This is a genomic window from Prevotella sp. kh1p2 (assembly GCF_900111525.1).
In the GTDB taxonomy this organism is placed as follows: domain Bacteria; phylum Bacteroidota; class Bacteroidia; order Bacteroidales; family Bacteroidaceae; genus Prevotella.
In genome coordinates this window covers 123,961-142,864 of the sequence record NZ_FOHY01000009.1, presented here as the reverse complement: position 1 = coordinate 142,864, position 18,904 = coordinate 123,961, and the positions used below count along the sequence as shown (strand labels likewise).

At 53.2% G+C, this 18,904-nt stretch carries 16 protein-coding genes; 9 read left to right on the top strand and 7 right to left on the bottom strand.

Annotation, left to right across the window (positions count from 1 at the left end):
* Nucleotides 1–151 precede the first annotated feature (151 nt).
* The 3 genes from BMW31_RS13435 to BMW31_RS07115 all read left to right on the top strand — a co-directional run bounded on the left by BMW31_RS13435 (nucleotide 152) and on the right by BMW31_RS07115 (nucleotide 2,112).
* Nucleotides 152–316 (top strand): hypothetical protein, encoded by a 165-nt coding sequence (locus tag BMW31_RS13435; RefSeq protein ID WP_177166289.1) that lies wholly within the window; start codon nucleotides 152–154, stop codon nucleotides 314–316.
* A gap of 319 nt (nucleotides 317–635) precedes the next feature.
* A complete protein-coding gene (locus tag BMW31_RS07120) occupies nucleotides 636–1,067 on the top strand; it encodes a plasmid mobilization protein (RefSeq protein WP_091823217.1) in 432 nt (143 codons plus the stop codon).
* Nucleotides 1,051–2,112 carry a relaxase/mobilization nuclease domain-containing protein gene (locus tag BMW31_RS07115; protein WP_091823214.1) on the top strand — a complete coding sequence of 354 codons (1,062 nt, stop codon included), beginning with the start codon at nucleotides 1,051–1,053 and terminating at the stop codon, nucleotides 2,110–2,112. The genes BMW31_RS07120 and BMW31_RS07115 overlap by 17 nt, the downstream gene beginning before the upstream one ends.
* A gap of 430 nt (nucleotides 2,113–2,542) precedes the next feature.
* Here the strand turns inward: BMW31_RS07115 and BMW31_RS07105 are convergent, their stop codons facing one another.
* The 4 genes from BMW31_RS07105 to BMW31_RS07090 form a co-directional block, all read right to left on the bottom strand.
* Complete coding sequence (locus BMW31_RS07105; protein WP_091823210.1) at nucleotides 2,543–3,241, bottom strand: response regulator transcription factor RprY; 699 nt, start codon at nucleotides 3,239–3,241, stop codon at nucleotides 2,543–2,545.
* Between the two features lie 59 nt (nucleotides 3,242–3,300).
* The gene (locus BMW31_RS07100) at nucleotides 3,301–4,860 is read right to left on the bottom strand and encodes a sensor histidine kinase (RefSeq protein WP_091823207.1); all 1,560 of its coding nucleotides are present in this window, start codon (nucleotides 4,858–4,860) and stop codon (nucleotides 3,301–3,303) included.
* 170 nt (nucleotides 4,861–5,030) lie between these two features.
* Nucleotides 5,031–6,263, bottom strand: a complete 1,233-nt coding sequence (locus BMW31_RS07095) for a sialidase family protein (RefSeq protein WP_091823204.1) — start codon at nucleotides 6,261–6,263, stop codon at nucleotides 5,031–5,033.
* Nucleotides 6,264–6,642: 379 nt separating this feature from the next.
* Nucleotides 6,643–8,805 (bottom strand): elongation factor G, encoded by a 2,163-nt coding sequence (locus BMW31_RS07090; RefSeq protein ID WP_091823201.1) that lies wholly within the window; start codon nucleotides 8,803–8,805, stop codon nucleotides 6,643–6,645.
* A gap of 263 nt (nucleotides 8,806–9,068) precedes the next feature.
* On the opposite strand from BMW31_RS07090, the gene hemW reads away from it, so the two are divergent.
* Nucleotides 9,069–10,181, top strand: coding sequence for a radical SAM family heme chaperone HemW (hemW, locus tag BMW31_RS07085; protein ID WP_091823198.1), 1,113 nt, complete (start codon nucleotides 9,069–9,071; stop codon nucleotides 10,179–10,181).
* 3 nt (nucleotides 10,182–10,184) lie between these two features.
* Here the strand turns inward: hemW and BMW31_RS07080 are convergent, their stop codons facing one another.
* Nucleotides 10,185–10,520, bottom strand: a complete 336-nt coding sequence (locus tag BMW31_RS07080; protein WP_091823195.1) for a hypothetical protein — start codon at nucleotides 10,518–10,520, stop codon at nucleotides 10,185–10,187.
* A 12-nt stretch (nucleotides 10,521–10,532) separates the two neighbouring features.
* Complete coding sequence (locus tag BMW31_RS07075; RefSeq protein ID WP_091823192.1) at nucleotides 10,533–11,765, bottom strand: uracil-xanthine permease family protein; 1,233 nt, start codon at nucleotides 11,763–11,765, stop codon at nucleotides 10,533–10,535.
* A gap of 132 nt (nucleotides 11,766–11,897) precedes the next feature.
* On the opposite strand from BMW31_RS07075, the gene BMW31_RS07070 reads away from it, so the two are divergent.
* On the top strand, nucleotides 11,898–13,529 hold the full coding sequence (locus BMW31_RS07070; RefSeq protein WP_091823189.1) for an L-lactate permease: 1,632 nt from the start codon (nucleotides 11,898–11,900) through the stop codon (nucleotides 13,527–13,529).
* Between the two features lie 62 nt (nucleotides 13,530–13,591).
* Here the strand turns inward: BMW31_RS07070 and BMW31_RS07065 are convergent, their stop codons facing one another.
* Nucleotides 13,592–15,148: an SLC13 family permease gene (locus BMW31_RS07065; protein ID WP_091823187.1), complete on the bottom strand. Its 1,557-nt coding sequence runs from the start codon at nucleotides 15,146–15,148 to the stop codon at nucleotides 13,592–13,594.
* Between the two features lie 228 nt (nucleotides 15,149–15,376).
* On the opposite strand from BMW31_RS07065, the gene BMW31_RS07060 reads away from it, so the two are divergent.
* From BMW31_RS07060 to BMW31_RS07045, 4 genes are all read left to right on the top strand, one after another.
* A complete protein-coding gene (locus tag BMW31_RS07060) occupies nucleotides 15,377–15,661 on the top strand; it encodes a hypothetical protein (RefSeq protein ID WP_091823184.1) in 285 nt (94 codons plus the stop codon).
* A 534-nt stretch (nucleotides 15,662–16,195) separates the two neighbouring features.
* Complete coding sequence (locus BMW31_RS07055; RefSeq protein WP_091823181.1) at nucleotides 16,196–16,924, top strand: DUF169 domain-containing protein; 729 nt, start codon at nucleotides 16,196–16,198, stop codon at nucleotides 16,922–16,924.
* Nucleotides 16,925–16,961: 37 nt separating this feature from the next.
* Nucleotides 16,962–17,537, top strand: coding sequence for a flavodoxin (locus BMW31_RS07050; protein ID WP_091823179.1), 576 nt, complete (start codon nucleotides 16,962–16,964; stop codon nucleotides 17,535–17,537).
* A 208-nt stretch (nucleotides 17,538–17,745) separates the two neighbouring features.
* The gene (locus BMW31_RS07045) at nucleotides 17,746–18,891 is read left to right on the top strand and encodes a lactonase family protein (RefSeq protein ID WP_091823176.1); all 1,146 of its coding nucleotides are present in this window, start codon (nucleotides 17,746–17,748) and stop codon (nucleotides 18,889–18,891) included.
* The last annotated feature ends 13 nt before the right edge of the window (nucleotides 18,892–18,904 follow it).

Below are 18,904 nucleotides of genomic sequence, written 5' to 3'. Positions count from 1 at the left end.
CGCGAGAGATGAAAAGCACTAGAGATGCTTTTTATACTCATTCCAATGGCGTAACATCGCAATAAATTTCTTAACTTTGTCATTGAATTCTGTAGTTTAACGTTTATCCGCCAGTCAGGACGGCAACACAAAACTACAAAAAAGCCCCTGAATGGCAATCGCATTCAGGGGTCAATTTTATTTTGCCGCAGAGGGTCATTCTTATTTTGCCCGTAAGGGTCAACGTCGCTTGCCCTCGGGGGTCAAACGCGCTCGGCTTTTCCAACATCAGAAAATTGCTAAACTATTTGATGAGAATTTTTGGGTGACGCAATGACGAAGTCAGGAAAATCCTCAATCCTTTTTTAGAGAACATAGCAACAGATATTTGCCAAACATAATGAATGATGAGAACACCACGAACGCCGTCAGGCACGGAATGCACGGCATTCACTTTTCGACTGCAAAACGCCTTGTGCGTAAACGTTTCGTTAGCTGACATTGCAAGACGTCAGTTTGTACCCACAAACTGCTCTTGCTCCCCTCGTCAGACAGTCGAGGAGATTAGACCGTAATCACTCCGTTCTCATCGGTCAAGGTTCAGGAATTAAGCAACAACAAATCATCTACAATGATTAACTTTCAAGGAAACTTATATGAACAGATACAAAGGAAAATCTGCCCGATGGCAGCAACAGGATAAGGAAGGGCAGCAGATGAACAAGACGGAGTTCATCAAGGTAAGATGCACCTTAGAGGAAAAGCAGCGTATCAAATCAAGGGCGGAAAGCGCAGGGCGGAAGTTCTCTGATTACTGCCGTGAGATACTCCTTAACGGCGAGGTAACAGCCGTCCCCAAGATGACCGACAACGAGAGGGAAGCCATTGCCATTCTTGGGCAAATAGCAAAGTTCTATGCACAGATTTCCAACCTCATCAAGGTCAAGGACGAAAGGTGGGTACTCATAACAAAGAACCTTTCCCTATGTGCAAAGGAAGCATTTAAGCGGTTTTACGACCCACATTTTCGCGTGGACGATGAGATATATAAGGTCTTAAATCTAACAAGAGATGATAGGAAAATGTAAGGCGATAGCCCACGGAAGCACCGCCTTGGACTATATATTCAGAGAAGGGAAACTCGGACAACATCTTGTTTCCAATCATCTCTACGGAACTACACCGAAGGAGATTTACGGGGAAATGAAGATGGTCAGCGATTACAACACAAGGTGCAGGAACAAGTTCCTGCGCATTGAAATCGGTATTGCACCGACAGACGAGAAAAGGCTGAGCCTCGAATCAGTCCGCAACCTTGCATCGAATTTTACCAGACAGATGGGACTTGAAAATCACCAGTGGGTGGCGGTAACGCACAAGGATACCGACAATATGCACATCCACATCATTGCCAACCGCATCAGCCTATATGGAGAGGTCTATGATACCACCTTTGTGAGCAACAGGGCAGCGAGGGTAGCAGAGGAACTCAGCCGTAAGTATGGCATGACCATTGCAAAGGAAGTCAAGGCGAAAAAACAGCATCAGGAGCCAAAAGCCAACCCGACAAGGGAGCAAACCAAGAAAGAGATGCGACAAATCTGTTATAATCTGCTTAATAAGTACAAGGGTACAGATATCACGGGGCATTCCATGTTCCTCTACGAGTTGAACAAGAATGGTGTGGCTATCGAACGCATGAGAAACAGGCAGGGCAAAGTCTATGGCTTGAAGTTCTCATACGAAGGACAATCCTTCAAGGCATCCGAAATCGGCAGGGAGTTCGGCTATCGTTCCCTGCAGAAGAACTTTGAACCAATCAACAAAGAAGAATCAAATAAATCATATCAAACAATACAAGAGGTAACCGAAAAGAAAGAACAATCTGACACAGGTTATCAACTCGTACCCAAGAGCCGTTCCTCAATCTCACGAGATAATGACACCTCACAAGTGCAGAATCCCATTGGTGCAGTGGCAGACACCATCGTTGGCGCAGCCGATGAAGTCGTAGAAGGATTGGGCGATTTGATTACACCAACCGCACAGGGCGATGACTATGCCGAAGTTGCGTGGCAGCGTAAACTCAGAAACCAAGCCAACAGGAAGAAGAGACGTGGAAGAAGATTATAATCCACACCTGAGAAAAAATGCAAAAAGAAGAATATCTCATTAAAAACGCTTGTTATTCGGTAACAAAGTATTATCTTTGCAGACAGAATAACAAGCGTTCTTTGTTAGGCAGAAAACAGCGAAGCCAAGTAGCTCGCTCGTTTCCAAATCGTTACCTGTTTAGTTATACCAACATGGTAACTCCGTTATTTTCAATAAGTTGTATTTTAGGAATTATCTTCCGAAGCTGCCTTTCAAGCATCCTACACCACCCTACCGACACGCGGATGAAGCCCTTTGGGGAATATAGAAGCCTCTGCACGGAAACATAAAATCCCAGATTTCGGTAGCCTGGCTCTGCGGAGCAGGCTGCCGAAATCTGGGATTTCCTATTTATATATGGCTCACCGTCAGGCACCGAAGCGGCGATGACGGGTTCCTGCAGGCGGGGTTATTCCTCCTCGGGGGTAATGAGCTTGTAGCCCTTGCCGTGTATGTTGATAATCTCAATCTGGTCGTCGTCCTTGAGATGCTTGCGCAGTTTGGTGATGTAAACATCCATGGAGCGGGCGTTGAAGTAGTTATCATCAATCCAGATGGTCTTCAGGGCGAAGTCGCGCTGCAGTATCTCGTTGGCATGAGAGCAGAGCAGAGCCAGCAGTTCGTTCTCCTTCGTGGTGAGTTTTGTTTGCTTGTCACCGATGACGAGCAGCTGTTTCTGCGTGTCGAAGGTGAACCGGCCGATGTGGTAAAGCGTCGATTCCTTGTTCTTCTTGCCATGAACACGGCGCAGGATGGCCTCTATACGCAGTACCAGTTCTTCCATGGAGAACGGCTTGGTAATGTAATCGTCGGCACCGATCTTGAAGCCTTCGAGGATGTCATCTTTCAAGGCTTTGGCCGTAAGGAAGATGATAGGCATCTCGGCATTGGCCTGCCGGATTTCCTGAGCCAACGTGAAGCCGTCCTTCTTGGGCATCATCACGTCAAGTACGCAGATGTCGAACTTGTTCTTCAGGAACTCCTTGTAACCTACTTCGCCGTCGGGACAGAGCACGGCTACGTATCCCTTGGCCTGTAAATACTCGCGAAGCAACATTCCGAGGTTCTCATCGTCCTCGCAAAGCAAAATCTTTAATTTCTCATCCATAGTCTCTATGTTCTTAAATTAGTAATTATTTTTGTCGTTAAACGTAATCGGGCAGCTTGTCAGTCGTGAATTACGGGTAGCTTGATGGTGAACTTCGTTCCCCTGCCATATTCGCTGTCAACGTGTATCTCGCCGTCGTGCAGCTCCACGATTTTCTTCACGTAGGCCAGTCCAAGGCCGAAGCCTTTCACGTCATGCACGTTTCCGGTGTGGACGCGGTAGAACTTCTCGAAGATTTTCTTCATGTTCTCCTTCTTTATACCCAATCCGGTATCGCGGATGGAGAGGTAGAGGCTCTCGGCATCATTCCACGTTTTGAGATAGATGTCGAGCGGCTTATCGGGCTTGCCGTACTTCACGGCGTTGTCCATCAGGTTGAAGATGGCGTTCTGGAAATGCACCTCGTCAACGTAGATGGTTGAGTCAACGGCCTCGATGTCGATGTATATCTTGCCGCCTGTATGCTCCACGCGCAGCGTGAACGACTTGGCAATGTTCTCCACCAGCTCGTTCAGGTCGAGTTTCTTTTTCTTGAAGACGGCCTTCTTGCGGTCGAACATACTCATCTGCAGCACCTTCTCCACCAGGAAACGCAGTCGTTTGGTCTCGTCGCCGATAACACCGCCCAGGTGTTTCATCATCACCTCGCTCTTTCCTACGCTCGGGTCGTTGAGCATCTGGGCTGCCAGCGAGATGCTGGCGATAGGAGTTTTGAGCTCGTGGGTCATGTTATTGATGAAGTCATTCTTGATTTCAGAGTACCGTTTCTGGCGGAAGATGGTCACGATGGTAAACACGAACGTGATAAGCAGCACCAAGGTGAATACCACCGAGGGAATCATGAATCGCACGCTCGAGTACACATAGCTGTTTACATCTGGGAAGTGGACTTTCACTACGCCCATTTTCGAGGCCGGGTCGTTGCGGAAAAGCACTTGCGAGTAGGTGTATTCCTCGCCCTCTTCGGTGTAGTCGGGGCAACGGTACACCTCGCGACCGTCCTGTGTAGACACGGTGAAGTGGTATGGTATGTTCACCCCGTGGTTCATCAGCTCTGCCTTGAGGTCCTGATCCAGCAGCTTGAAGTTGATGCGTTCTTTCAGGGGCTTGTCCGAAGCGGAATAAAGAATGGAGTAAACCACCTCGTCGAGCAGGGCTTTCTGGTACACATAGCGGTTCTTCACAATCTCTTCCATCGACTTGTTGGCCGCCAGCGTCGAGTTCTTGTCATTCTTCAGAATCATTGCCTTGGGCTTCTGCGAGGGTTTCATGGTGATGGTTTTCAGCTCGAACGTGCTGTACACCGTGCCGTCCTTGCCCACAACGGAGTACTGGTGCGAGTGTTGCACCGGCCCGTCCTTGCGTCCTCCGCGCGTTCCGACAGAGTCCTTGGAGTAGGCCCTGCGCTCTGCAGCGTTGACGTCTTTCTCCAGGTAGCGCAGCGTCTCGTTGAGTTCCAGGTTGCGAGATGCCTGATAGAGCGCGCGGTTCACACTCTCGTCGAACTGCTCTTTCTTCATATCAGCCATTTCCTGGATATATTTTATCTGGAGATAAAGCAATGCCAGGAACGAAAATCCCATGATGATTGCTATTGTCCAAATCGCTTTTTTCTTCATATTCTCTCTCCGTTGTGGCTCCGTCTCTCGCCTGCAGCGACTTGCCACCATGCAGGCGGGCGGAAAAACGATGCCACAAAGATAAGTAAAACCTTAACTTGTTAACAATAGAATGTTAATACAATGCGCGTATTTTAATTGTTTTAACAGAAATAGATTATATTAATTACTTATTTGCTATTATACTTTCCGTTTGTTATCTGTGCAATGGTAAGGCGCCGGAACACTTCAGAATAAGCAGCATTGTACGTGTCTTCCTCGTAAGCAAAGGCGATGCTGCCGTCCTTGAGCTGCACCATCGTGGAATAAGCCGACCCGAGCGGGCTCACCAAGAAGGGTTTCTCCCAGTGAGAGGCGAGGCTTGCAGGCGAGGTACAGTCCTCCTCTCGCAACACCTTATAATATATGCCCACGTTCGAACGACGCGGACCAAGGGGCACCGACTGCAGCGCCAGGTTTACCTTACGGCCGGTGTGGGCCTCCCGAGCCTTCACTATCAGCAGCTCGCCGTTGCAGGAATTCTCCACGGCCGTTACCCCGTCAACCTCCTTACCCGAAAAAGCAGCCTCCTGCCAGCTGCCCTCGCCCGAGCGTACATTGGTGTAACGGTAGATGTTGAAGTAGCGTCCGCCCATGGCACGGCTGCTCAACACCACGCTGCCATCGGGCAGTTCCTCGCATTTGGGCTCGTCGCCCTCCTTGCAGGGCAGCGCATCCTTACCCCCCAGTGCATGCCAGCTGCGGCCAAAGTCGTCAGAGTAAATCACGCGGTTGCCATTGGGCCGGGCGCAGGCAGCGGCGTAGATGCGGTAGTACTTGCCCACCTTAACCTTGCGGCTCTGGGCTATCTTGCCCGAGCCAATGAACATGCTCTGCACCGGACCGTGTGCCGACGCATCGAAGAGGCTGTAAATCTGCTCCGTTACCTCTTGCCACGGCTGCCATGTAAGGCCGTTGTTGAGACTGCGGAAGAGGGCTATGCGGTTGGGGTTCTGCCGTGTAGTGGTCTTGTGACCATATACAGTGCTGCCGCAAACGGTGAGCAGCAGCACCTCCCCACTCTTCCTGTCGGCCACCAGTGCCGGGTCTCCGAAGCCGCAGTCTGCGGCTCCCATCCGTCCGCTGCCTTCCACCAAGGTCAGTTCCCTGCCCCATGTACGGCCGCCGTCGGCCGAAACACGGTAACGCTGGTCTACCCTCCCATAGCCGATATCGCTGCCGCACGGCCGCCAATCGGTCATGAACAGCAAGTTGCCATTATGCGTTTGCGCAATGGCCGGAATGCGGTAAGGAATGGTGTCGTGCTCGTGCGTGGCAAAGAGAACTTGCTTCTGGGCCTGCGCCTGCACGCACGGACACAAGCCAACAACAGCCAGGAGGAAGGTGTAAATTTGTCTTTTCATATCAGGTTTGTAAATTGTTGATGCAAAGATACGTATAAAATGTTAATTTATCCCATGCCCGGACTGAGAAAAAGACGCGGCAACCGCACTTCAACCCGGAGTTACCGGCCCTGTAAAACGCCTGCAAAAGGGTAAGCGGACGGATGATTTCGCGGTGCCGAAGCATGCGGGCAGGAACTTTTGACAGGTGTCGCACGATGATGTGACACTTGTCGCACAATCGTGCGACAAGTGTCGAAAGTTCGCGAAGCATAGCTTCGGGGAGGAATGTGGAGGGCGGAGAGGCGGAAAGTGAGGCGCGAAAGGAAACAAAAATCCCTGCGGACATCACTGCCCACAGGGACTGAAAAGTTTGCTCTAAAGTTATTTTGAAAATAAATTATTCGTCTTCGGCTGCCTGCTCGGCCTCGTGCTCGGCTATGAGTTTGGACTGGATGTCGTTAGGAACGAGCTCGTAGCTGGCGAACTTGGTCGTAAAGCTGGCGCGCCCACCGGTGAGGCTGCTCAGGCTGATGCTGTAGTTGGCCAGCTCCTTGAGTGGTATCTTGGCCTGCAACTTCTGGTAGCCAGCCTCGGAATCCATACCCATGATGAGCGCGCGGCGGCCCTGCAAATCGCTCATCACATCGCCCATGTAATCGCCGGGAACGTAGACTTCCAGGTCGTAGATAGGCTCCAGTATCTTAGGTCCGGCGTTCTTGAACGCATCGGAGAAAGCATGGCGGGCAGCGAGGGTGAAGGAGAGTTCGTTTGAATCGACGGGGTGCATCTTGCCGTCGAACACAATTACGCGCACGTCGCGGGCATAGCTGCCCGTGAGTGGGCCGTGTTCCATGCAGTCCATGACGCCTTTGAGGATGGCGGGCATGAAGCGCAGGTCGATAGCTCCACCCACTACGGAGTTGATAAACACCAACTTGCCGCCCCAGGCCAAGTCGATTTCTTCCTTCGACTTGATGTTCATCTTGAATTCCTGCCCGCCGAAGCTGTACGATACGGGGTCGGGCATGCCCTCGGCGTATGGTTCAACGATGAGATGAACCTCTCCGAACTGGCCTGCTCCGCCGCTCTGCTTCTTGTGACGGTACTCGGCCTTGGCTTTCTTGGTTATGGTTTCGCGGTACGGTATCTTGGGTTCATCGAACTTAACGGGCAGCTTCTCGTTGTTCTCCATGCGCCATTTGAGCGTGCGCAGGTGGAATTCGCCCTGCCCGTGGACGATGGTCTGGCGCAGTTCTTTGCTCTGTTCAACCACCCATGTGGGGTCTTCCTGGCGCATCTTGAGCAGTGCGGCCATCACTTTCTCAGTGTCCGCAGCGTTCACGGCCTTAACGGCACGGGAGTATTTGGAGTTGGGATACTTGATGAAGTCGAACCGCCACTCGCAGTCTTTGCCGTTGAGGGTGTTGCCGGTCTTTACATCCTTGAGCTTGACCGTGCAGCCTATGTCGCCGGCATTGAGCTGGTCGACGGGAATACGGTTGGCACCGGCGCAGGCATAAATCTGCCCCAAGCGCTCGCGCGAGCCGCGGTCGGCATTCACCAGGTCGTCTCCGGCCTTCACGCTGCCGCTCATCACCTTGAAGTAAGACACCTCGCCGATGTGCGGCTCCATGCCGGTCTTGAAGAAGTAGAGGCTCTCCGGGCCGTTACTGTCGGGTGTTACTTCCTCTCCGCGGGTGTTGTGCAGCTTGGGCATTTCGCTCACGAAGGGCACCACATTGCCCAGGAATTCCATCAATCGGCGCACTCCTTTGTCCTCGCCGGCGCAAACGCAGAACACGGGGAAGATGGAACGGGTTACCAGGCCCTTGCGGATGCCTTCGCGCATTTCGTCCTCCGAGAGTGTTTCCTCTTCAAAGAACTTCTCCATCAGCGTGTCGTCGTTCTCGGCGGCAGCCTCAACGAGTGCTTTGTGCAGCTCCAAGGCCTTGTCCATCTGGTCGGCCGGAATGTCCTCGATAACGGGCATGCCACCCTCTGGTTTCCAGCTGTACTTCTTCATCAGCAGCACGTCGATGATTTCGTTGAAGCCGGGGCCGGTGGTCACAGGATATTGTACGAGGACGCACTTCTGGCCATAGATGTCCTTCATCGTGTTGACGATGTTGTCAAAGTCGCACTTGTCGGAGTCCAGCTGGTTTATGAGGAATATCGTGGGCTTGCCGAGTTTCTCTGTATATCGGAAGTTGTTTTGGGTTCCAACCTCTGGACCATACTGCCCGTTGATGAGGATTACAGCCTGGTCGGTTACGTTCAGGGCCGTAATAGCGCCTCCCACGAAGTCGTCGGAGCCCGGGCAGTCGATGATGTTCAGCTTTTTGTTGTTCCACTCTACATGGAATACGGTTGGAAAAACAGAGTAGCCGTACTCCTGCTCAACGGGGAAATAATCGCTCACCGTGTTATGTGCCTCTACGGAACCACGGCGTTTGATTATACCACTACCAAAAAGCATACTCTCGGCAAGAGTGGTCTTGCCGGAACCCGCACTGCCAAGCAGGGCTATGTTCTTAATTTCGTTAGTCTGATAAACTCTCATATCAAAAGATTTAAAGTGTTAGTAATGTTGTTCTTGCTTCATGGACGAGGCGGCGCTGCGTGCAACCTGCATGCGCGATGGAAAGTTTTCGCCTTGCGGCTCTTCAGCACTGCGGGCGGTGCCAACAGCTTCTGCCTCTTGGTTTATCGCCGCCTAAGATAGGTATTTTTAAAGAAAGAGCCAAAACTTTCAATGTAAAATCTCGCTTTCTTTAAAACTTATTAGTAATTTTGCGCGTCTCATTGCAAATTCGTATCTACACTATGGCCGGCCTGTACATCCATATTCCCTTCTGTGCTTCACGCTGCATCTATTGCGGATTCTATTCTTCTACGCTCTCCGAACTGCGTGGCAGATATGTCGACGCACTGTGCCGGGAGATGGAAATGCGGCGTAACTACTGCAGCGAGCCCATCGGCACCATCTATCTTGGCGGCGGAACGCCGTCGCAACTCTCGCAAGAGGAGGTGGAAAAACTGTTCTATTATATTAATAAGGTGTTCGATGTAGCGGCCGATGCGGAAGTTACGATGGAGATGAACCCCGACGACGTGACGGCTCTGGCCAACCTGCAAGCCTACACCCAGGGGCTTACACGCGTGAGCATGGGTGCACAGACCTTTGCCGATGAGCGGCTGCAGTTCCTGCACCGGCGCCATTCGGCCCGGCAGGTGGGTGAGGCCGTGGAGAAATTAAGGGGTGTTGGAATAAACAACATCAGCGTAGACCTGATGTTCGGTTTCCCCGGCGAAACCTTAAAAGACTGGCAAGCAGACATCCAACAGGCACTGGCATTGGAGGTGGAACATATTTCTGCCTACTCGCTTATGTTCGAGGAAGGCACTCCCCTCTACCGTATGCTGGAACAAGGAACCGTCAAGGAGATTGATGAAGAACTCTCGCTGCAGATGTACGAACTGCTTATCGACAGCCTGACTGCCGCGGGCTACGAGCATTACGAAATCAGTAACTTCGCCCGTAAAGGCTTCCGCTCCCGCCACAACAGCTCATACTGGCAGCAGATACCTTATCTGGGAATAGGCGCCGCGGCTCATTCTTTCAACATAGAGTCGCGACAATGGAACGTGGCCGACATCAGGCAATATATCCAGGCCATAGAAAAAGGCGAGGTTCCGGCAGAAAGCGAGAAGCTGGATGCCGACACCCGGTACGACGACCTGGTAACAACAGCCTTGCGAACCCGCGAAGGTATCGACATCAACAAGCTGGAAACCAAATACAGAGACTATCTGCTCGCCAACGCGCAACCCTACCTCGACAACGGCAAACTGGCCTTGGAAGGCAGCCGCCTGCATCTTACGAGGCAAGGGCTCTACGTGAGCGACATGATTATGAGCGACCTGATGGAGGCCTGACCATCAGCCCTGCTCATACTGCCTGCGGCATTTCTCCTTGATTTCGGCCTCCACCTCCGAGAGCGGACGGTTGTTGGTGATGAGACTCTTCACCCATACGCTCAGCCCGAAGAGCACGATTGCCACTGCCGCACTCAAGAGATAGTTGAGCAACTCACGACCGAACGGACGGTAGTTTATCACCATGATGGCGCCAACAACAGGGATGGCAAAGAGCAACCAGTCGGCTCCGGAGCTCATCTTGTAGCTGTCGATGATGCGTTTGTACTCCGGATTGTTCTCCAGAATCTGCTTCCGGTTCTCCAGCCAGTAAGTTTCAAAGTCCTTCTTCGTTTCCATTTCGCGTGGCAGTTAGTTGTTGTTACGCTTGAAACTCTCTAATTCTTCCTCCTTGTTGTGCGGCAGTATCAGGTTGAGCACAACGCCCACAACGGCACTCAGACCGATACCGCTGAGCGTGAAGTCACCATACGACCATACGGCTCCGCCGATACCGAGCGTCAGAGTAACGGAAATGATGATGATGTTGCGCGTCACGTTCAGGTCTACCCGGTGCTGCACCAGGTTCTGTATGCCCACACTCGCAATGGTACCGAAGAGCATCAGCATGATGCCTCCTAACACCGCTTGGGGAATACTCTGCAGAAGAGCCGACAGTTTGCCGATGACAGAGAACACGATTGCCGTCAAGGCAGCTATGCGGATGACCTGCGGATGGGTTATCTTGGTTATCGACATGGCGCCCGTAACCTCGCTGTAGGTGGTTACGGGAGGACCTCCGAAGAAGGCGGCAGCCAGACATGCCAATCCGTCACCTAACATCGTACGGTGCAATCCGGGGTCTTTCACAAAGTCCTTCCTTGCCACCGCGCTCACCACATACACGTCGCCGATGTGTTCTATCACTGGAGCAATGGCCACGGGAATCATATACACGAGCGGTTCCCACGCAAACTGAGGCAGTTGGAAGTGTGCTATCGAAGGCGGAAGGGCGAACCACGGCGCCGCTGCCACACCCGAGACATCCACCAGCCCCATGCAAAGCGCCACGATGTAGCCAACAATGATGCCGCAAACTACCGGCACCAGCTTGATGAGGCCTTTGCCTAAAGTAAGCACGAGGATGGCCGTAAGGAGCGAAATCATGGCCAGCAGCCAGTTCTCTTTGGCCATGTTGACGGCCGAACCCGAAAGGGTAAGCCCAATCAGGATGATGACTGGCCCGATGACTATCGGTGGGAAGAGCCGGTCGAGCACCCTTCGACCCTGCCATTTTATGAGCCCGCTCATGATAAAATACACCAACGCAACTCCTGTTATGCCTGCCAGTGTGCCCGGCATTCCCCACTGTTTGCTGGCCGCAATGATGGGAGCAATAAACGCGAAGCTGGAACCTAAGAAAATAGGTACTTTCCCTTTCGTTACCAGATGAAAGATGAAAGTACCTATGCCAGCAGTAAACAAAGCCGTCGCGGGGTCGAGTCCAACCAACAGGGGGACGAGAACCGTTGCGCCGAAAGCCACGAAGAGAAACTGCACTCCCACAATTCCTTTCCGCATCGGAGTAAGTCTGATTTCGTTCATAGTCCCTGCAAAGATAGGGTTTTTCTGCTTAAAGTCCAACTAATTGTGAAGAAAAAGGAGCCTTTAGGCAACTACTTTCAAAACTATTTGTTATTTTTGCCAATGAAGTTCTAACCATAAACCTAAAACAACATGACCTCATTGGTATCCATTATTCCTATTCTCCTCTTGTTTGTCCTCATGTTGGGCTTCAAGATGGCAGGCCACAAGAGTGCATTCATCACCTTTGCAGTAACGGTACTGCTGGCTTTGTTCGCAGCACCTGCGCTCGGTATGCTCCCCCAGAAGCTGCAGGGGGCGTCCGTCTTCGGTGTGGTTTGGTGGAGTGTCATCGAAGGAGTGCTCAAGGCGGTGTTCCCTATTCTCCTTATTATATTAATGGCTATCTACAGCTACAACATATTAGTTGAGAGCCGGCAGATAGAAGTCATCAAGAACCAGTTTACCTCCATCAGCGACGACAAGGGTATTCTGGTGCTCATGTTGGTATGGGGATTCGGCGGATTGCTCGAAGGCATGGCCGGTTTCGGTACTGCCGTGGCCATTCCGGCGGCCATTCTCATCGGCCTGGGGTTTAAGCCCATGTTCTCGGCTCTTGTGGCCCTGCTTGGCAACACCGTGGCAACAGGCTTCGGAGCCGTGGGCGTTCCGGTTACAACTCTTTGCAACGAAGTGGCTCCGGGCGGTGCAGCGACCGCCGAGGCCATCTGTGAGACGTCGGCCTTTGCCGTCATCCAGCTCTCTCCCCTCTTCTTTCTGTTGCCGTTCATCATTCTCATGCTGACCGACCACAGCGGCAAGGCTGTCCTCAAAAACATCGTTCTGGCCCTCTGGGTAGGTGCCGTTTCGGTTGCCGTTCAGTATCTCTGCGCCCGCTACTTAGGGGCCGAGACGCCCGCCATTATCGGCTCCATCGCCGCCATCGTGGCCATCATTCTCTACGCCAAGGTATTTGCACCGGGCAAGAAGGCCCAGTTGACCGCTGCCGACGGCACCACTGCTACCGTTGACTTGACAGCAGACAAGCCCTCCTACACCATGGGCGAAACCTTCAAAGCGTGGAGTGTGTACCTGTTTATACTCGTTTTCATCCTGGTTTCCGGGGCACTCTGTCCGCCTGTCAACAACTTTCTGAAGAGCCACCTCGTATCTACGGTTCCGCTGCCCGTCATCGGTTCCACCTTTAAGTTTGGCTGGATAAGCAATGCGGGGCTCATGTTGTTCCTCGGTGCAACGACAGGCGGACTTATACAGGGGCTGAGCCTGAAGCGCCTAATGCTCATTCTGCTGCGCACGCTGGTCAATCTCAAGAACACCATCATCACCATTGTCTGCCTCATTTCGCTGGCTTCGGTGATGAACTACAGCGGCATGATAGCCGCCATTGCATCCGGGCTGGTTGCCATTACGGGCAGTCTGTACCCGCTGTTTGCCCCCCTCATCGGCGCCATCGGCACCTTTGTAACCGGCTCCGACACCTCCTCCAATATTCTCTTTGCCAAGCTGCAGGCCAACGTGGCCGGCCAACTCGGCATGACGGGGCAGGGTTCCTTCTTCGGCGTGAGCGGCTCCGAGCAGAACTGGCTCATTGCCGCCAACACCACGGGAGCCACCGGCGGCAAGATGATAAGCCCGCAGAGCATAGCCATAGCCACGGCTTCGTGCAACATGCAGGGCAAGGACGGCGACATCATGCTGTCCGCCATTCCTTACGCCTTGCTCTATATTGCCATCGGCGGACTGATGGTTTTCCTCGGCGCCTGAAAAAAGAAAGAGCGGATTTCCACTTCGGAAATCCGCTCTCTTTTTGTCTTCGGCCGCACGGCCTATACAATGAGTTTGACCAGATAGAGCGCCACGGGAATGGTGACGATGGCTATACCGATGAAGTCGATGTACACTCCGGTCTTTATCATCTTGGTAATGGGAATGTAGCCGCTGGCATACACGATGGCGTTAGGCGGTGTAGAGACAGGCAGCATGAAGCCCAGAGAGGCCGAAAGAGCCACGCCCACCGCTACCGGAACAGGGCTGAAGCCGGCCGAAACGGCAGCACCGATGGCAAGCGGGCCTATCATGTTGGTAGCTGCCGTATGCGAAGTGAGCTCTGAGAGCAGCAGAGCCATGACGCAGAACACGGCCACCAGCATCAGTTCCGACGGCTCTCCGCCCATCAAAGCTATAATCTGGTTGCCTATCCACTCCGATAAACCGGTGGTGTACATCATTCCGCCCATGGCCAAACCACCGCCAAAGAGCAGCAGCGTGCCCCACTCCACGCCGGCAACGGCGTCCTTCCAGTCGAGTGTCATCTTGTGATGCTTCAGATCAACGGGCAGGAAGAAGAGCAGCAAAGCGCCCACCATGGCCGCAATGGCCTCGGGGAAGAGGCGGTTGTAGGTATTCAGCGCCTCGCTCTCCGTGCCCAGCGTGATGCTCATCACACCCGGCGCAACCCACAACACCACGGCTGTGCCAAAGGCTATCATCGTATTTTTCTGTGCACGAGTCCACGTGCCGAGTTCCATTACCTTGGTTTCAATGAATTGCCGCGCACCCTCTATGTGCTTTACATCGGCCGGGAACATGCGCGAAAGCACCACGTAGGCAATGATGAAATAGAACACCATGGCCACAAAACCCCACACCATCCACTGGAAGAAGCTCACGTGGATGTTGCTCATCTCGCTCAGGAAGCCCAGCATGATGATGTTGGGAGGCGTCCCGATGGGTGTAAGCACGCCGCCGATGGAGCACGCGTAGGCCGTCATCAGCATCAGGCCGGTGGCATATTTGTACGAAGAAAGGTTGACGGTTTTACCGTTTGCGGCCATCATCTCGCGTATTGCCTCCAGCAGACCCAGTGCTATGGGGAACATCATGGCCGCCGTGGCCGTGTTGCTTATCCAGCCCGAGCAGAGTGCACAGGCCAGTCCGATGGCCAGAAAGATGCGCTTGGGATTGTCGCCCACCCACTTCATCGACATGATGCCGTAGGCTATGCGTTTGTCAACACCGTTAACCATCATGGCCTTGGCTATGATGAAGCCGCCCATGAACAGGAATATCATTGGATTGGCAAAGGCTGCAAAGGCCTCCTTCATCTTCACCACGTCCAGAACCACGCACAGCGTCGGTCCCAGCAACGAGGTAACAGGAATGGGGATGGGCTCGGTTATCCACCACATGGCCACCAGGGTCATGATGGCCAGCAGCTTGTGAGCCTCCGGTGTCAGTCCGCTGATGGGCGTAAACCATACCAGCAAGGCGCAAATGGGCCCGAAGATGGCACCTATAATTCTGCGTTTGCGGTCAAAAGACGAATCCTGAGGCGTCTTTTCCTCCTCAACTGTGGGAGTTTTTTCTTTTGATGTGTCGTCCATAAGAATAAGTTTAAAACATGGTATCCGTAGTACTTAATTCCGCAAATATAAGCAATTAATCCATTGCCGGTATCAAAATATCGGAAAAAGTTTTGTTAAAACAAACCTATTTGGCATTTGCCGGCGCCCGTGAACAAAAAAAGCGGCGAAAGCTAACAAGCTATCCAAAAATATTGTATATTTGTGGCCGTAAGTCAACAAATATCATAAAAACCAAACACTACAGCTATGTCGCAACCTACTATCATTGCCATCGTCATTGTTTTGGCTTGCTTCGCGGTCGCCATTTTTGCCTATCTGCACCGCAAACACATCAGCTACAACCTCGAAGATTTGCAGAAGAGCATCGCCACCCTCTTCGGGAGCGACGACTCCCTGCCCCGCAGCAAGTTCCTGATGGGGCTGAAGAACAAGTACAGTTGCTCGCAGAAAGACGCCCTCTACCTCATGGGGCAGGCGCGGGAGCACGGCCTCATTGTCGTTGAAGACGACAAGGTGCGCCCGGCTCGCTAAGCCCAGGCCCGGCGCAGTGCCCAAAGTCCGCATCTGCGCAGGCCGCCTTTGAGGACAAGTGCGCCTTGTCCGCTTTTTTCCTTCTACCCACGAGGGGCTGCGAAAGATAATCCGCAACCCATTGGTTACCAGCTCTTTTACGCGCTCCCGCCAGTTCTTCGGAGCCCGTATTTATGCTCCCCCTTTGCCGGAGGTGCCCTTCAAGGCGCCCGGAGCTATCCTTCAAGCCTCTTGAAGCTACCTTTCAAGGCGCTTGAAGGACAGCTTCGGCAAACAGCATGTAGGTTGTCAAAGAAACTGATGAACTAAAGCGCAATGGCCATCGGCGGCGTCCTGCAGCACGCAGGGCATGGCGGCACTACCTTGTAATAATCATGCACGGAGACGAAGAAACAGGTTTTTTGGTTAAAAAAGCCTGCAACGGCATTGTTATTGGAAAGAAAAACACTATCTTTACGGCAAGGATGACAGGAGCCAAGAAGTAAACCGGCTACCCTGAACAGAAAGAAAAGGCTTACGAAAAGAACGGATACAATGGACATCAGAGAGTTTTTACAGACTTACAGAGAGGCTTTCGGAGAGGCTGCTCCGCTGCCCGTTGCGTTTGGTTACAGCAACGTGTCGGCCGAAGAAGTGCGCAATGTGCCGCGCTGCATTATCGGTGCAATCAGCAAAGTGCGCAATGGGCAGCCGCTGACCCTGACGGCCGGCAACGTAAAGTGCGGAGGCGGAGGCCTGTACACGGGATTTCATGAAATGCCCGAGCGGGTTCCTGCCTATGTCTCGCTTGACGAGCGATACAAGCAGAGCCCCGACATGGTGTGCCAATACATTGCCGGCATGGACATCAGACCGGCGGAGAAGCCTTATCTGAACTTCCGGCGTATGGACACCATACAAACGCTGGACGAGGTTGAGGGAATACTTTTCTGGGCTACTCCCGACATTCTCTCGGGCCTGGCCTCATGGGCTTTCTTCGACAACAACAGCCCCGACGCCGTCTGCACTCCCTTTGCTTCCGGCTGCGCGGCCATCGTGAGCTTTACGGTAAAGGAGAACCGGGAGGGCGGCCGGCGCTGCTTCCTGGGAATGCTCGACCCATCGGCACGCCCTCTTGTGCCCAAGGACGAGCTTACCTTCAGCATACCAAAGGGTCGGTTTGTGGAAATGCTCGGAACCATCAGGGACTCATCCCTGTTTCAACATGCCTTTTCGGTTGTACGCAAGAGAATCAACGGTGAATTGGGAAAGGCTGAACCATAACCGCCGGACATTCACTCCGGCCCAACGAACAAGTAAAATGAAGAAGATTATTTTAGTCATCGCGGCTGTCATGGCTTTCAGCCTTGCCGCCTGTTCACAAAGCAAAACCAAGGAGGAGCCCAAAATGAACGACCCTGCTGCAAAGAAAACGCTGGTAGCTTATTTCTCTGCAACCGGCACTACGGCCGAAGCAGCACGGCAACTTGCCAAAGCCGCCGATGCCGACCTTTACGAGATACGGCCCGAACAGCCTTACACCGATGCCGACCTCAACTGGAACGACAAGCAGAGCCGCTCGTCCGTGGAGATGAAAGACCGCAAATCGCGCCCTGCCATCAAAGGACGGCTGGAGAACGCAGCGCAGTATGACACGGTCTATATCGGTTTCCCCATCTGGTGGTACACCGCACCTACCATCATCAACGCCTTCATCGAGCAGACCGACCTTGCGGGCAAGACCATCATTACCTTTGCCACATCGGGCGGAAGCACCGTAAGCAAGGCCACGCGCGACCTCAAGTCGGCCTATCCCAACCTAACTTGGAAAGAAGGAGGGCTGCTCAACGACCGCTCGCTCAGCGAGGCCCAGGCCCTGGTAGAGCGGATGAAGTAACGCTGCCGGTACCCTGGGGCCGGCTAACGGCATGGCACCAGGGACCGTAAACGGGCAAACCTGCGCGCAACTTTGCCCATCCGGCACTTCCATTTTTTAGTTATCGGTTGCCCTTGGTGTTGTGAATATCGGCTAAAAAGCGTATCTTTGCACTCGGCGGGGTGCATGCTTTCATGCACCTCGCCATACAAACTTAAAGGCAACAGACATGAAAAAGGTAACATTAACGGCAGCCATGATGCTGGCAGGACTTGCCACCACGGCAGCCCAAGACGACCTCAAGCTCATTGTGGGCACGTACACCAACGGCACCAGCAAGGGCATCTATACGCTCAACTTTAACCAGGCCACGGGCGAAAGCTCGCCGCTGGACACGCTGGAAGTTACGAACCCCTCGTACCTCAACGTGAGCAGCGACGGCAAAACCATTTATGCCGTGAGCGAAACCAACGACGACAAGGCAGCCGTAAACGCCATCAGCTTCGACAGCCAGACGGGCCGCATGAAGCTGCAGAACTCCGTGCTCACCCACGGAGCCGACCCCTGCTACGTCGAAACCAACGGCAACATGCTGCTAACGGCCAACTATTCGGGCGGCTCCATGAGCCTCTTCCCCGTTAACCTGGACGGTTCGCTGGGCGAGATGACGGCACAGTTCAAGGGCAGCAAGGGCGGAACGTTCGCTCCCAACCAAGATGCGCCCCACGTACACTGTGCCACCTTTACGCCCGACGGCAGCTACGTGCTGGCTTCCGACTTCAGTAACGACCGCATCCTGATGTACGAGATAACCGGCACGGAGCAAATCAAGGAGGCAGGAGTGGCCGGTACGCTGGCCAAAGGGTCGGGCCCGAGGCACATCGTCTTCAGTCCCGAGAGCCGTTACTTCTACGTAATGAGCGAACTCTCGGGCGACGTGACGGCCTACATCTGGAACTTCGCCAAGCCGCGCAAGATACAGGTCATCAAGTCCGACTCGGTAGGCGGACACGGCGGAGCCGACATCCACTTCAGTCCCGACGGCCGTTTTCTCTACACGAGCAACCGCCTGAAGGCCGACGGCATCAGCATCTACCGGGTGAACAAGCAAACAGGACGCCTCACCAAGGTGGGCTATCAGCTCACGGGCGTGCATCCGCGCAACTTCAACATCACGCCCAACGGCAAGTTTCTGCTCTGCGCCTGCCGCGACTCCAACAAGATACAAGTCTTTGCCATCAATGCTTCCAACGGCCTGCTGGAGGACACGGGCAAGGACATAGAGATAGACAAGCCGGTGTGCGTGAAGTTCTATCCCTACGTGATGCAGCCCGGTTTCGGCGACGGACAGTTCCGTATCATCGAAAAGAAATAAGCTGCAAAAGGTA